The sequence below is a fragment of the Thermoanaerobacterium aotearoense genome (assembly GCF_009905255.1).
Classification (GTDB): domain Bacteria; phylum Bacillota; class Thermoanaerobacteria; order Thermoanaerobacterales; family Thermoanaerobacteraceae; genus Thermoanaerobacterium; species Thermoanaerobacterium aotearoense.
Window position 1 is genome coordinate 1,071,947 of record NZ_CP047602.1, and the last position, 14,679, is coordinate 1,086,625.

Consider the following 14,679-nt stretch of genomic DNA (forward strand, 5'->3'; position numbering starts at 1 on the left):
CGAAAATGCCAAAAATGAAAACACACAGCGGAGCTGCAAAAAGATTCGCTCTTACAAAAAACGGTAAAGTAAAGAGATCAAAAGCTTTTAAGAGGCATATACTTACGAAGAAGACGAGAAAGACTAAGAGAAACTTAAGAAAGATAGCGTATTTAAGCAGTGTTGATGCAAAGAACATAAAACGCTTGATTCCTTATGCGTAAATAATTAGGAGGTATAAAAATGTCGAGAGTAAAATCAGGAAAAGTTACGAGAAAAAGACATAAAAAAATATTAAAACTTGCTAAAGGTTACTACGGTGCAAAAAGTAAGCTTTTCAGAGTAGCTAACCAAGCTGTAATGAAGTCACTTAATTATGCATACATTGGAAGGAAATTAAGAAAGAGAGATTTCAGGAAATTGTGGATTGCCAGAATTAACGCTGCAGCAAGAGCAAATGGTATTTCATACAGCAGGTTTATAAACGGACTTAAAAAGGCTAATATAGAGATAAACAGAAAAATGTTATCAGAAATGGCTATACACGACAACAAGGCTTTTGCAGAGTTGGTAAACATAGCAAAACAACAACTGAATGCATAATTTTATACCCGGTATATGCCGGGTTTTAGCCTATATACAGGATAGTGAATTTTAAATGGTTATAACAAGCGAAAAAAATGAGTTTATAAAGAATATAAAGAAGTTATCAGATAAGAAATACAGGTATGAGAAAAAGCTGTTTTTTGTAGAAGGTAAAAACAGCGTTTTTGAAGCGCTAAAAAGCGGTTTTGAAATTGTGCACCTGCTACTTGCAGAAGATTTTAATGTAGACTTTCAGATTGAAAGGGACAAGATCGTATTTGTGGATGAAAAGGTATTTAAGAAGATTTCCGACACTGTCGCTCCACAGATGATTATGGCGGTTATCAAAATGCCTAAGTGGGAAGTGAATGACATCGTCAAAGAAGGCGGTTTTTACGTGATACTTGACGAAGTGCAAGATCCAGGGAATGTAGGCACAATAATAAGGTCTGCAGATGCGTTTAACGTAGATGGCATTTTTACCATAAACAATACGGTAGACATATACAATCCTAAAGTCTTGCGTTCTACTATGGGTTCCATATTTCACTTGCCTGTCGTAAATGATGTAGAGCCATCAAAGCTTTTTGATGTACTTAAGAGAAATGGTATAAGAATTTTATCCACAAGCCTTAAAGCAGAAAAGTACATATACGATTTTGATATTTCAAAAAATGCAGCACTTATTTTTGGAAATGAGTCAAGAGGCGTAAATAAGTATTTAGATGGATTTATAGACGATTCATTTAAGATACCTATGGATGGCATGGCTGAGTCTTTAAATGTATCTGTAGCAGCTTCTATTTGCCTTTATGAATCAGAGAGGCAAAGATTGATAAAATAGCGCAAAAATGATATAATATTCAAAAAAAAATACAGAGAAATGCGATGAAAGAGTAAAGTACATTACGTTTAGGTGCGACAGGGAGGCGATGCCGTAGACTGAGAGCATTGTTGGTACTGCGTAATGGAAGTTCCCTCTTAAGCAGTGTGCTGAACTGATAGTAGGCATAACCGGTTTATATCCGTTACATCAAAATGAGTGGGCTTTTAGCCAAATTAGGTGGTACCACGGTTATCTCTCCGTCCTTTTTAAGATGGAGTTTTTTTATTATATTAAAGAAAGGAGAGTATTTCTTTGGAAGAGACTTTGAGAAATCTACTTGAAGAAGCCAAAAAAGAGCTATCATCTGCGGAAAATCTAAAGACACTTGAGGAGATAAGGGTTAAGTATTTAGGGAAAAAAGGCGAGCTGACAAAAATATTGAGAGGTATGGGGAATCTATCGCCTGAGGAAAGGCCTATCATTGGCAAAATCTCGAACGATGTAAGAGAAGAGATCGAGAAAGACCTTACTCAAAAAAGAGAAGAAGTGCTGCGACAGGAAAAAGAGAAAAAAATTAAAAGCGAATATATAGACATAACATTGCCCGGGAAAGTCCATGAGATAGGCCACAAACATCCTATGACTAAAGTTTTAGATGAAATAAAGGACATATTCTTAGGGCTTGGATTTTCCATCGCTGAGGGACCTGAAATTGAGCTTGATTACTATAACTTTGAAGCGCTAAATACTCCGCCTGATCATCCAGCCAGGGACTTGCAGGATACTTTCTATATTACTAAAAATATATTGCTTAGGACGCAGACATCTCCAGTACAGGTGCGGACGATGGAAAAAAGCAAACCGCCTATAAAAGTCATATCGCCTGGCAGAGTTTACAGATCAGATGAAATAGATGCTACACATTCTCCTGTGTTCAACCAAATAGAGGGATTGGCAGTTGATGAAGGGATAACGATGGGAGATTTGAAAGGCGTTTTAAATTTATTTGCCAAAAGGCTTTTTGGTTCAGATACAAAGACAAAATTCAGGCCTCACTATTTCCCTTTCACTGAGCCAAGTGCAGAAATGGATGTATCTTGCTTTGCGTGCGGCGGAAAAGGCTGCAGAGTTTGTGGGTATTCTGGATGGATTGAGATATTGGGATCTGGAATGGTTCATCCAAATGTGCTTAGGATGTCTGGAATCGATCCTGAGAAGTATTCAGGCTTTGCATTTGGGATGGGACTTGATAGGATAACGATGCTGAAATATGGAATAGACGATTTGCGTCTTCTTTACGAAAATGACCTGCGCTTTATTAAACAGTTTTAAGGAGGTTAAGACATGCTAATATCGTATTCATGGTTAAAAGACTATGTAGACTTGTCTGTTGATGCGAAAAAGTTGGCTGACGATCTTACGATGTCAGGTTCAAAGGTAGAGACTGTAAAAAGCTATGGACAAGAGATAAAAAATGTAGTGATAGGAAAGATTGTATCTTTAGAAAAACATCCTGATGCGTTAAAGCTTCAGATAGGAATCGTGGATGTAGGCAAAGAAAAATTGCAGATAGTGACAGGCGCTCAAAATATCAAAGTTGGTGATTATATTCCTGTCGCACTGCACGGTTCAACACTGCCTGGCGGCGTAAAAATAAAAAGAGGCAAACTAAGAGGTGTTGAATCAAATGGTATGATGTGTTCCGCCAAAGAATTGGGATTAGACGAAAGTCTGCTTCCAGAATACCAGAGAAACGGCATATTTATCCTTCCTGAGCTTCCTTTGGGAGATGATGTAAGAGATGCTCTTGAACTGGACGACGTAATAGAATTTGAAATAACGCCAAATAGGCCTGACTGCCTTTCGGTAGTTGGAATCGCAAGAGAAGCTGCAGCTACTTACAGGAAAAGCTACAGGATGCCTGAAATTAAAATAAGCGAAGTTGACGACAAAAATCCAGCTACTGTCACAATCGAAGCGGATGATTTGTGCTTTAGGTATGTTGCCAGAGTCATAAGAAATGCGAAAATAGGCCCATCACCTATGTGGATGCAGATGAGGCTGTTGAAAGCCGGCATAAGACCCATAAACAACATAGTTGACGTGACAAATTACGTCATGATGGAATTGGGTCAGCCGTTACACGCTTTTGACTTAGACAAAGTTAAAAATAGGCATATTGTGGTGAGAAAGGCGAAAGAAGGCGAAAGACTTATAACCCTCGATGATAAAGAGAGGATATTAGATAAGGATATGCTCGTAATCGCAGATGAAGAAAAGGCAATAGGTTTAGCTGGTGTTATGGGTGGACAAAATACTGAAATAACAGATGATACAGTAAACATATTGATAGAAAGTGCTAATTTTAAAGGCAGCAATATACGGTATACATCGAGAAAACTTGGGCTTAGAAGCGAAGCATCGTCAAGATTTGAAAAGGGGCTTGATCCAGAAATCACGGTTTTGGCATGCAATAGAGCAGCACAGCTTATGGCTGAATTAAGCGGCGGAGAGATCTTAGAAGGGCTTGTAGACGTATATCCAAAGCCTGTAACTGAGAAAGTCCTAAGTGTGAGATATGAAAGAATAAATAAGCTTTTAGGAACAAATCTATCTTGCCAAGAGATGAAAGAGATACTTTCATTTTTGGATTTTGGCGCCATTTGCGATGGCAAAAACTTGATAGTGAAGGTGCCAGCGTTTAGAAGTGACATTGACAGTGAGGCGGATATTGCTGAAGAAATCGGAAGAATGTACGGCTACAACAACATAGAAGATACTCTCTTAAAGGGAACACAGATTACAGCAGGTGTCAAGACGAGAGAACAAAAGTTAGAGGATACCGTAAAGGATGTGTTTTTGTCATGCGGATTAAATGAAGTCATAACAACGTCATTTATGGGAATGAAAGACCTAGATAAGATCAATTTGCCGGATGATAGCTATTTGAGAAATGCTGTCAAGATAATGAATCCGCTGGGGGAAGATCAAGGCTACATGAGGACGACGCTTTTGCCATTCATGTTAAACGTGGTTTACACAAATTACAGCCGCAAAGTCTCTGAATTTAAAGCATTTGAAATATCGAAAGTCTTTGTGCCAAAATCGTTGCCATTAGAAGAACTTCCATATGAGATAAAAAGCGGCATAATAGCTATGTACGGATATGATGCAGATTTCCTGACGATTAAGGGTGTGATTGAAGAACTTTTAGATGTCCTCAACATCAAGAATGTCAAATACGTCAGAAGTCAAAACCCTGCATATCATCCAGGAAGATCTGCCGATGTCATGGTAGGGGATGAGAAGATATGTGTCTTCGGTGAATTAAATCCTGATGTTGCAGAAAACTACGATATAAATAAGAGAGTTTACATTGCAGAGGTAAATCTTGAACTTCTGTTTAAATATGCAAACGACGAGAAAGTCTACAAGCCGCTTCCGAGGTATCCGGCCGTTGAAAGGGATATAGCTGTGTTGGTAGATAAGAATACATTTGTGGCAGATATAGAAAATGTCATAAGAAAAGCAGGGGGACAGCTTGTAGATGATGTTAAATTGTTTGACGTGTACGAAGGTGAAAATATTCCTGAAGACAAAAAGAGCGTGGCATTTTCAATTTGGTACAGATCGTACGACAAGACTTTGACAGATGAAGAAGTGAGCAAAGTCCACGATAAAATAGTGAACAGGTTAAGTGAGGAGCTTGGAGCGCAATTAAGGTAAAAAAGACCGAAATGGTCTTTTTTTCTTCATAAAGGAGGAAATCGAAAAGATTTGTAGAAATAAATAAAGTAATGCTTGGTTTGAGGGGATGTTCTAATGGAAATAAGGAAGATTACGGTAAATATAAATGGCAATGAGTACATATTGAAGACTGATTATCCTGAAGATTATATACTCAGATTGACAGAACATTTAAACGGTGTAATATCAGGGATTTCCGGCAGTTACAATAGACTTTCAAATCAGATGGTGCTTGTTTTATCGGCTCTTAACATAGCGGATGAGCTTTTCATTTCGAGAGAAGAAAACAATGCCTTAAAAAAAGAGATCGTGTCGCTAAAATCGAGGTTAAGTGCTGATGACGAAAGGATAGAGGAATTAACAGAAGAAGTCGAAAAGTTGAAGGAGGAGTTGAAGGCAGCAAGAGAAGAACTGGAGGAATACATAAATACATTTGACGACGTTGGTTAAAATCTATTAAAATAAAGAGACTAAATACTAAATATATTTTTACAAGGTGGTTTGATGAAAAAGATAGAATTATTGGCTCCGGCGGGGAATCTTAAGACGCTAAAATTCGCTTTAGACTATGGAGCAGATGCTGTATACATTGGTGGCAAATTTTTTGGAGCCAGAGCGTATGCGGCAAATTTTGAAGAAGATGAATTGAAAGAAGCGGTAGAGTATGCTCATTTGAGAGACAGAAAAGTTTATGTGACTGTAAATACAATCGTGTTTAACAAAGAAGTTGAATTGCTTCTTAAATACATCGATTATCTGTATCAGTTAAATGTAGATGCGATAATAGTTCAAGACTTTGGTGTAGTTAAACTACTTAAAGATTTTTACCCTGAGCTGGACATACATGCCAGTACGCAGATGACTTTAAGCAACTTAGAAAGCATTAAAGCGGCTTATGAAATGGGAATTAAGAGAGTTGTCATGCCTCGTGAGTTAAGCTTAAAAGAAATCAAAAAGATAAAATCTGCGACCGGTATAGAAGTGGAGGCATTTGTTCATGGAGCTCTTTGCGTCTCTTACTCTGGTCAATGCTTATTTAGCAGCGTAATTGGCGGCAGGAGCGGCAACAGAGGCAGATGCGCGGGGCCATGCCGCTTGAAATACGATCTTTTAGATGACAGGATGAATACAATCGCCAGCAATATGCATTTATTAAGCATGGCAGATTTATGTACCATAGACTACATAAAAGATATGATAGAATCAGGCATCGACTCGTTTAAGATTGAAGGCCGCATGAAAGAAAAAGAATATGTGGCATCTGTCGTCATGTCGTACAGGAAAGCCATTGACGCATATTTAAGCGGAGAAAAAATCAATACAGACATGTACAAAGAAATGATGTCTGGAATATTTACCAGAGGCTTTTCTAATGGCTATCTGTACGAAAAAAAGCCACAATACATGAGCTATACAAATCCCAAAAACAAGGGTGTCCCGTTAGGCAAGGTCATATCCATTGATGGCAAAAAAATAAAAGTGTCGCTTTTAAGAAGTCTATCACTTGGCGATGGCATATCAACCGAAACCGGTGAATATGGGTATAAAGTCGATGATATTATGGTGGAAGGCAAAAAAGTAGATGAAGCATATAAGGGACAAGTTGTAGAGCTTAAAAAAATACCTGTAAACTGTGGTGATGCATTATACAAAACATACGATGCAAAATTAAACAAGCTATTTTCTGTCTCCAATGAATTAAAATCGCCTGTTGATGTATTTGTAAATATGAGAGAAGATAAGCCTCTCAATATAATGATCAGAAATAATGACATATTTGTCTCAAAAGACAGCAAAATCGCCTCAGTTAAGGCGATGAAAAAAGCTATTGACAAAGACACATTGATAGAAAAAGTGTCGTCAATAAACGATACTCCTTTCTATGTAAATGACATTGAAGTAGATATGGATGAAGGACTCTTTATGCCTTTAAGTGAGGTAAAAGAGACGAGAAGAAAAGCAGTGGAAGACCTTATTGCAAAAAAATTAAAATATAGAGAACCCAAGAATATTCACATAAATTTTCACAAATCAATAAACGATAAAATTGGCGATTTGAAATTGTCGCTTTATACAGAAAGAGAAGAGCATGTGAAGATAGCGTACGAGCTTGGAGTAGATAGAGTCTACTTCAATTACAGGCTAAATTATGATGCGATAAAAGACGTCATTTGCTACAGGGACAAATGTGAGGTAGTTCCGGCGTTTCCGCAGATAATGAGGGATGAATTGGATGACTTTCAGCGAGAGATGGAAAACATTAAAGAAATGGGATTTAAAAAAGTCCTTGTGACTAATTTAGGCATGTATGATGCTGCAATAAAATTAGGGCTTGATGTATGTGTGGATTTTAATTTAAATGTCTCAAATAATCTTGCTGCTGATTTTTTTGACAAGGCAGATACAATTACATTATCACCAGAGCTTAACATTCATCAGATAGAAGACATATCCTCAAGAAGCAATGCGAAATTTGAGGCAATTGCTTATGGAAGGTTGCCGCTTTTGACGATGGAATACTGTCCAATAAAAAATTTAAAAGGATGCGATAAAAAAGGCTGCGAGGAAGGAAAATATTTTTTAAAGGACAGAAAAGGCAATCTCATGAAAATTGTAAGCGACGGTTTTTGCAGGATAAAGGTTTTAAATTCATCTGTTTTATATATGGCAGATAAGATGAATGATTCAAGAAAGATAGGCTTATCTTATATACGGATAAATGATACGGTTGAAAGCGACGAAGAAATAAAAGATGCAATAAAAGAATACAAAAATTCATTGAAATTCGGAACTTGCGATTTGCACGTAAAAAACTACACAAGAGGACATTTTTACAGAGGGGTATTGTAATGGATGAAAGGTATTTTAAGAATTTGGAATTTGACAAGATAATTAACCGCATCTCTGATTTATGTGATTCTGAACCAGGGAAGGAAGCGGCATTAGACATTAAACCGTATGAAAATGTAGAGGAAGCATTAAAAGAAATTGAAAAAGTAAATGAAGCTGTGTCTTTTATTGTTTCGTACGGTAATATGTCTTTTTCGTTTAAAAAGATAGACGATATTTTGGCTAAAGCTAAGATAGGGTCATCGTTAAACCCAGGACAGCTTTTATCGCTATCGAGATTTTTGTCATTGGCGGGGAAAGTTAAAGCGTATTTGAGAAACGAAAAAGAAGAAGGCATATTCCCTTATTTAAGGGAATACAACATGAGGCTTACTAATATTAGGGAACTGTACGATAAAATCGATAGAACTGTCATATCTGAAGATGAACTGGCTGATGACGCATCACCTGCTTTAAAAGAGATAAGAAGACAGAAAGCGCATATAAACAATAAGATAAGAGATACATTGAATTCTATAATTGCGTCATCGTCAAAAGAGCTGCAAGATCCCATCATAACTATAAGAAATGGAAGATACGTTGTACCTGTAAAGCAGGAGTACAGAGGAACTTTCAAAGGGCTTGTTCACGATCAGTCGTCAAGTGGTGCTACGCTTTTCATAGAACCTATGGCTGTTGTAGAACTTAACAATGATTTAAGACAGCTTGAGATTAAGGAACAACATGAGATAGAAAGGATTTTGGCAGAGCTTACAGATGAGGTGGGAGAACATGCCGATGAGATATACGAAAACATGGTTGCATTAAAAGAGCTGGATGTCATATTTGCAAAGGCAAAGTATTCTATAAATACAGATTCAACAAAACCCATATTGAATACTAAAGGATATATAAATATAAAAAACGCAAGACATCCTCTTATCGCAAAAGATGCAGTCGTGCCTATAAGTGTGCACTTAGGCCAATCTTTTAATACTCTCGTCATAACAGGGCCTAATACAGGTGGAAAGACTGTTACACTAAAAACTGTAGGGCTTTTGACGCTTATGTCTATGTCAGGATTAAATATACCTGCTGATGATGGTTCTGATGTGGCTTTCTTTGACAATGTATTTGTGGATATTGGAGATGAGCAAAGCATAGAGCAAAGCTTAAGCACATTTTCAGCCCACATGACGAATATAGTAAAAATACTAAACAATGTTAATAGCAACAGCTTAGTTTTGCTGGACGAGTTAGGAGCTGGCACCGACCCGACAGAAGGTGCTGCACTTGCCATGAGCATTCTTGATTTTCTTCACAGGATGAATTGCCGAACAATCGCCACTACTCACTACAGCGAACTTAAGCAGTATGCATTGAAAAATGAAGGCGTGGAAAATGCCTCTGTGGAATTTGATGTAGAAACATTAAAACCAACTTACCGCCTTACAATTGGCATACCCGGGAAAAGCAATGCGTTTGAGATAAGCAAACGCTTAGGATTAAATGATGACATCATAGAAAATGCAAAAAATTATATAACAAGCGAAGAACTTAGATTTGAAGACATATTGAGAGATCTTGAGAACAAAAGGACAGAAGCAGAAAATGCAAAACAGAAGATAGAGGAATTGAAAAGGCATGTAGAAAGTTTGAAAGATGAGTATGAGAAAAAAGTAAAAGAAGCAGAAAGAGAAAGAGAAAAAATCATAGAAAAAGCCAGAGAAAAAGCCAAGAAAATATTGGAAGGCACAAAATCTACTGCAGACGAGATTATAGCAAAGCTTAAAGAGGCAGAAAAGTCCGACAGAAAAAATAAACTTATTGAGGAAGCTCGGCTTAAACTTAAAGAAAATATAAATGAGATTGAAGAAAATCTCAAAAGATCAGAAATCCCAGAGTACAAAAAGATACCGAAAAATGTCATGCCTGGACAGACTTTTTACATAGTTCCTCTTGATCAAACCGGGACAGCCTTGTCTGAACCTGATAAAGATGGAAATGTAAAGATACAGGCAGGGATACTAAAGATGAATGTTCACATTAGCAATCTTAGAGAAGCTGAATCAAGCGAAGAGAAAGAGATGGAGAAAGGTTTTGCCAAATACATTAATGAGAAATCTTCCAATATTTCTACATCGATTGACTTGAGAGGAAAGACATTGGAGGAAGCTTCAATAGAAGTCGACAAATACCTTGATGATGCATACCTTGCAGGTCTAAAACAGGTTACTGTCATACACGGAAAAGGTACTGGCATTTTAAGAAGCGGCATAACAAGGCTTCTCAAAATGAACAAGCATGTAAAATCGTTTAGACTGGGAAGGTATGGCGAGGGAGAAGATGGTGTCACAATCGTAGAATTAAAAGAAAAATGAGTAACCAAAACACCTCATCTATCATAAAATGTAGAGGAGGTGTTTTTCTATATGAGGAGAAAAAAGTGGGGAAGAAGGAGGATAAAAATACGTGGGATAAACAAAAATTTTGTTTACATTTTGGCATCATTATTAATATTATCATTGCTATATATGTTTGTAACGTACAGGTTGACACCTGCGCTTATTAAAGCCAGTGAGACAGTAGCTCAGGAAGTAGCTGTAAAATCTATCAATAAATCCATCAATGAAAAAGTCCTAAAAGGCATTCAATACAGCGACCTTATAAATGTAAGAACTGACAATAGCGGAAAAGTATCCATGCTGCAAGCTAATACGATAGAGATGAATATTTTATCAGCAAAGATTACCCAAGCTGTTCAAGATAATTTAAACAGCATAGGATCGGTATACGTGAAACTGCCTCTTGGAAGTCTAATATCAAAGGATATTTTTGCAAATACAGGACCAAGGATAAAAGTAGGGCTTCTTCCAATTGGCTCTGTAAATGTGGATTTTGAATCAAGCTTTGAACCAGCAGGGATAAATCAGACGAGGCACATAATATATCTTTACATAAAGACGAACATTCAAATAATTGCGCCACTTGCATCAAAGCAGATACAGGTATCCACTCACATGCCTATTGCTGACAGCATAATCGTAGGCGATGTGCCTCAAAGCTTTGTAGATGTCAATGGCAATAAGTACACTGTACCCGTTCCCAGCGGAGATTCGAAAATTAATGTAGAAAGTAATTGACAACATTAGAAATTATGGTATAATAATAATTGTTTGACGGGGGTGTAGCTCAGTTGGGAGAGCACCTGCCTTGCAAGCAGGGGGTCAGGAGTTCGAATCTCCTCATCTCCACCATGGGCTTGTAGCTCAGGCGGTAAGAGCGCACGCCTGATAAGCGTGAGGTCGATGGTTCAAGTCCATCTAAGCCCATTTGTGAACCCTAGCGGGTCTTTTTTTTATGTCTAAATTTAAAAAAAATAGAGGAATTAGCAAATTTTTGTCGAATTAGATAAATAAAATTTGTCTTTGAGGTGTAAAAATGGCTTCCAAGTTTGAATATGATAAAAAGCTTGACAACATAGTTGAAAAGACGATAGAAGTTATAGGCAGCAGCAAAGAGCAGATTTCGGAAATATTGGAGAGGACAAGAAATGAGTACCATCTCTTAGAAGAGCAGATAAACGAGCTAAAAGTCAAGGTCAGATCGGTTATAAAAGAGGTAGAACAACTTGAAAGAAAAGAGAAAAGCTCCAAGCTAAAACTGGCTTATGTAAGCCAGCGATTTGGCAACATTAGCGAAGACGCAATAAGAGAAGCTTATGAAGAAGCTAAGGAGATTCAGGTGGCGCTTATCTTAAAAAGGCAGGAAGAAAAAGACCTTATAGCAAGAAGAAATGAGCTGGAAAGAAAGCTTGTTGAGTACAGAGCGATTGTAGAAAAAGCAGAAAAACTTTCCACACAGATAGGCGTTGCACTTGATTACTTGACAGGCGATTTGACAAAACTTCACAATCAGTATGAAGAGCTAAAAGACAGGCAACTTCTCAACATACGCATAATAGAAGCTCAAGAAGATGAGAGGAAAAGGATCGCCAGGGAGATCCACGATGGTCCTGCGCAGTCTATGGCAAATGTAATATTAAAAGCGGAGCTGTGCGAGAAGTTAATAAGCAAAGATACAGAAAAAGCGAAAGATGAGCTTAAAAACCTTAAAGACATAGCACACTTATCTCTAAAAGAAGTGAGAAAGATTATTTACGATTTAAGGCCGTCTGTTCTCGATGATTTAGGCTTAATACCTGCTGTATCAAAGTACATAAACGAATTTAAAAATGATACTGGAATAAATGTCGATTTTGTCACTTTATCAGAACATAAAAGATTAAAGCCTGAAATAGAGATAACCTGTTTTAGAGTCATTCAGGAAGCCTTGACAAACATTCGGAAGCATTCGAAGGCGAAGAATGCTGTGATACGCTTAGAGTTTGGCGATCGCTTTATAAGCATAATTATAAAAGACGACGGCATAGGATTTGAAAAAACATTTAAAGATAATAAATTTGGGTTATTGGGGATGCGGGAGAGAGTTCAGATATTAAACGGGAAATTTGAGATAAACAGTTCACCTAATGAGGGGACTCAAATTTACATTTCTATTCCGCTAGGTGGTGATAAGTGCAATGATTAACATTATGATAGCTGATGACCATGTGCTTTTGCGTCAAGGTCTAAAACAGATAATTGAATTGGAAGAAGACATGAAAGTGTCTTACCAAGCGTCAGATGGAGAAGAAGCCTATAATTTGGCTAAAAATAATTCTCCAGATGTAATTTTGATGGATATAAACATGCCAAATGTAAATGGCATTAAAGCAGCAAAGATGATAAAGAACGATAATCCTAAAAATAAAATAATGTTTTTGACTATCTACAATGACAAAGAATACCTTATGGAGGCATTGAAGATTGGTGTAGAAGGTTACATATTAAAAGATGCTGATTCAGATGAACTTATAAAAGCTATAAGAATCATATCAAATGGAGGCGTTTACATACACCCATCACTTATAAGAGAAATTGAAAATTTAGAGAAAAATGAATGCAAAAAAGATCTTACTGACAGGGAATTTGAAATATTGAATTTAATCGCAGAAGGGTACAGCAACAAGGAGATAGCAGATAAACTTTTCTTAAGTGAGAAGACAGTAAAAAATCATGTGTACAATATATTTAGAAAATTAGATGTAAAAGATAGGACTCAAGCTGCCATATATCTATTAAAAAACAATAGCATGTACAATATACATACATAAAATTTGCTTTTAATCCAAAAATATTTTATAGTTAATATGTAATCCAAAATGTTTAGGAGGCGTATTAAATGGAGAGTGGCGAATTAAAAGACATCGAAAAAAGATTTGGATACAAAAGCAAAAATGGATGGCTTAAAGTAAGCGATGAAGAAAAGGAAAAGATATTTGAGTACGCAGAAGATTACAAAGCATTCATAGGAGAGTGTAAGACGGAAAGAGAAGTTGCAGACAGAATAATAAAGGTTGCTGAAGAAAATGGCTTTATAAACTTAGAAACAGCTACAAACTTAAAGCCAGGCACAAAGGTGTACTATAACAATAAAGGCAAATCGGTAATATTAGCTGTTATCGGAAAAGATTCTGTTCGCAATGGATTTAAAGCTGCAGCCGCTCATATAGATTCACCAAGGATTGATTTGAAGCCAAATCCACTATACGAAGATAGTGGTCTTGCATTGTTTAAGACACATTATTACGGGGGGATTAAGAAGTACCAGTGGGTTACGATACCATTGGCACTGCACGGAGTTGTCATAAAAGAAAGTGGCGAAAAAGTAGTTTTTAAAGTCGGAGAAGATGAAAAAGATCCTGTGCTGTACATAACTGATTTACTGCCGCATCTTGGAAAAGATCAGATGGAGAAAAAAGCTGCTGACGTAGTCACAGGAGAAGCATTGAACCCAGTCATAGGAAATATCCCTTTGTCTGAAGACGTTTCTGTAAAGCCAAATTTATTGAAGATTTTAAACGAAAAGTATGGGATAGTGGAAGAAGATTTTATAAGTGCTGAGTTGGAATTGGTGCCAGCGCATAAACCAAGGGATATAGGCTTTGACAGAAGCTTGATAGGAGCTTATGGGCAAGACGATAGGATATGCGCTTATGATGTGCTTAGGGCTATATTAGATGTTGACAATCCTGAAAAGACTGCTGTAGCTATATTTGCTGACAAAGAAGAAATAGGAAGCATGGGAAATACAGGATTGCAGTCCAGATTTTTTGAAAATGCTATAGCGGAAATATTAGAAAAGCAGGAAGGCAGCACTGATATAAAGCTTAGAGCAGCTATGAGGAATGCGGAATTGTTATCTGCAGATGTAAATGCTGGTTTTGATCCGTTATATCCTGACGTAAGCGAAAAGCTTAATAGCTCATATATAGGACATGGCGTGTGCCTTACGAAGTACACAGGTTCAAGGGGAAAAAGTGGATCAAATGACGCAAATGCTGAATTTGTGGCAAAGGTGAGGAAGGTATTTAATGAAAACAATGTAGTATGGCAGACAGGAGAGCTTGGAAAAGTAGACATTGGAGGCGGAGGAACTGTCGCACTTTACGCGGCAAATTATGGCATGGAAGTCATTGACTGTGGAATTGCACTTTTAAGCATGCATTCACCTTATGAATTGTCATCAAAACTTGACCTGTACATGGGGTATAAAGCGTATAGATCATTCCTTTTAAGCAAGTAAATGACATTATAACCACCCGTAAAACG

At 37.1% G+C, this 14,679-nt stretch carries 12 protein-coding genes, 2 tRNA genes and 1 other annotated feature; all 14 genes read left to right on the forward strand.

Annotation, left to right across the window (positions count from 1 at the left end; all coding sequences use genetic code 11):
* Nucleotides 1-5 precede the first annotated feature (5 nt).
* The 14 genes from rpmI to GSH73_RS05335 all read left to right on the forward strand — a co-directional run bounded on the left by rpmI (nucleotide 6) and on the right by GSH73_RS05335 (nucleotide 14,653).
* Nucleotides 6-203: a 50S ribosomal protein L35 gene (gene rpmI, locus GSH73_RS05270; protein ID WP_014759041.1), complete on the forward strand. Its 198-nt coding sequence runs from the start codon at nucleotides 6-8 to the stop codon at nucleotides 201-203.
* 19 nt (nucleotides 204-222) lie between these two features.
* Nucleotides 223-582 carry a 50S ribosomal protein L20 gene (rplT, locus tag GSH73_RS05275; RefSeq protein WP_013787802.1) on the forward strand — a complete coding sequence of 120 codons (360 nt, stop codon included), beginning with the start codon at nucleotides 223-225 and terminating at the stop codon, nucleotides 580-582.
* A 55-nt stretch (nucleotides 583-637) separates the two neighbouring features.
* The gene (locus GSH73_RS05280; RefSeq protein ID WP_014759040.1) at nucleotides 638-1,408 is read left to right on the forward strand and encodes a TrmH family RNA methyltransferase; all 771 of its coding nucleotides are present in this window, start codon (nucleotides 638-640) and stop codon (nucleotides 1,406-1,408) included.
* A 35-nt stretch (nucleotides 1,409-1,443) separates the two neighbouring features.
* Nucleotides 1,444-1,658: a binding site (T-box leader), on the forward strand.
* Nucleotides 1,659-1,702: 44 nt separating this feature from the next.
* The gene (gene pheS, locus GSH73_RS05285; protein WP_014759039.1) at nucleotides 1,703-2,722 is read left to right on the forward strand and encodes a phenylalanine--tRNA ligase subunit alpha; all 1,020 of its coding nucleotides are present in this window, start codon (nucleotides 1,703-1,705) and stop codon (nucleotides 2,720-2,722) included.
* Nucleotides 2,723-2,734: 12 nt separating this feature from the next.
* Complete coding sequence (gene pheT / locus GSH73_RS05290) at nucleotides 2,735-5,116, forward strand: phenylalanine--tRNA ligase subunit beta (RefSeq protein WP_014759038.1); 2,382 nt, start codon at nucleotides 2,735-2,737, stop codon at nucleotides 5,114-5,116.
* A 96-nt stretch (nucleotides 5,117-5,212) separates the two neighbouring features.
* Nucleotides 5,213-5,587 (forward strand): cell division protein ZapA, encoded by a 375-nt coding sequence (locus GSH73_RS05295; protein WP_014759037.1) that lies wholly within the window; start codon nucleotides 5,213-5,215, stop codon nucleotides 5,585-5,587.
* Between the two features lie 54 nt (nucleotides 5,588-5,641).
* Complete coding sequence (locus GSH73_RS05300) at nucleotides 5,642-7,987, forward strand: U32 family peptidase (protein ID WP_014759036.1); 2,346 nt, start codon at nucleotides 5,642-5,644, stop codon at nucleotides 7,985-7,987.
* Complete coding sequence (locus tag GSH73_RS05305; protein ID WP_014759035.1) at nucleotides 7,987-10,347, forward strand: endonuclease MutS2; 2,361 nt, start codon at nucleotides 7,987-7,989, stop codon at nucleotides 10,345-10,347. Before GSH73_RS05300 ends, GSH73_RS05305 begins: the two co-directional genes overlap by 1 nt.
* Before the next feature lie 51 nt (nucleotides 10,348-10,398).
* Nucleotides 10,399-11,109 carry a sporulation protein YunB gene (gene yunB / locus GSH73_RS05310; protein ID WP_014759034.1) on the forward strand — a complete coding sequence of 237 codons (711 nt, stop codon included), beginning with the start codon at nucleotides 10,399-10,401 and terminating at the stop codon, nucleotides 11,107-11,109.
* 38 nt (nucleotides 11,110-11,147) lie between these two features.
* A tRNA-Ala gene (locus tag GSH73_RS05315) sits at nucleotides 11,148-11,223 on the forward strand.
* Nucleotide 11,224: 1 nt separating this feature from the next.
* Nucleotides 11,225-11,298 (forward strand) — tRNA-Ile (locus GSH73_RS05320).
* A gap of 109 nt (nucleotides 11,299-11,407) precedes the next feature.
* Nucleotides 11,408-12,556, forward strand: coding sequence for a sensor histidine kinase (locus GSH73_RS05325; RefSeq protein ID WP_014759033.1), 1,149 nt, complete (start codon nucleotides 11,408-11,410; stop codon nucleotides 12,554-12,556).
* On the forward strand, nucleotides 12,549-13,181 hold the full coding sequence (locus GSH73_RS05330; RefSeq protein WP_014759032.1) for a response regulator: 633 nt from the start codon (nucleotides 12,549-12,551) through the stop codon (nucleotides 13,179-13,181). The genes GSH73_RS05325 and GSH73_RS05330 overlap by 8 nt, the downstream gene beginning before the upstream one ends.
* A gap of 68 nt (nucleotides 13,182-13,249) precedes the next feature.
* Entirely contained in the window at nucleotides 13,250-14,653 is a 1,404-nt protein-coding gene (locus GSH73_RS05335) for an aminopeptidase (protein WP_014759031.1), read from the forward strand.
* Nucleotides 14,654-14,679: the final 26 nt, after the last annotated feature.

Coding starts and splice junctions, on each gene's coding strand:
- rpmI (WP_014759041.1), top strand. CDS start 6: ATGCCAAAAATGAAAACACACAGCGGAGCTGCAAAAAGATTCGCTCTT.
- rplT (WP_013787802.1), top strand. CDS start 223: ATGTCGAGAGTAAAATCAGGAAAAGTTACGAGAAAAAGACATAAAAAA.
- GSH73_RS05280 (WP_014759040.1), top strand. CDS start 638: ATGGTTATAACAAGCGAAAAAAATGAGTTTATAAAGAATATAAAGAAG.
- pheT (WP_014759038.1), top strand. CDS start 2,735: ATGCTAATATCGTATTCATGGTTAAAAGACTATGTAGACTTGTCTGTT.
- GSH73_RS05295 (WP_014759037.1), top strand. CDS start 5,213: ATGGAAATAAGGAAGATTACGGTAAATATAAATGGCAATGAGTACATA.
- GSH73_RS05300 (WP_014759036.1), top strand. CDS start 5,642: ATGAAAAAGATAGAATTATTGGCTCCGGCGGGGAATCTTAAGACGCTA.
- GSH73_RS05305 (WP_014759035.1), top strand. CDS start 7,987: ATGGATGAAAGGTATTTTAAGAATTTGGAATTTGACAAGATAATTAAC.
- yunB (WP_014759034.1), top strand. CDS start 10,399: ATGAGGAGAAAAAAGTGGGGAAGAAGGAGGATAAAAATACGTGGGATA.
- GSH73_RS05325 (WP_014759033.1), top strand. CDS start 11,408: ATGGCTTCCAAGTTTGAATATGATAAAAAGCTTGACAACATAGTTGAA.
- GSH73_RS05330 (WP_014759032.1), top strand. CDS start 12,549: ATGATTAACATTATGATAGCTGATGACCATGTGCTTTTGCGTCAAGGT.
- GSH73_RS05335 (WP_014759031.1), top strand. CDS start 13,250: ATGGAGAGTGGCGAATTAAAAGACATCGAAAAAAGATTTGGATACAAA.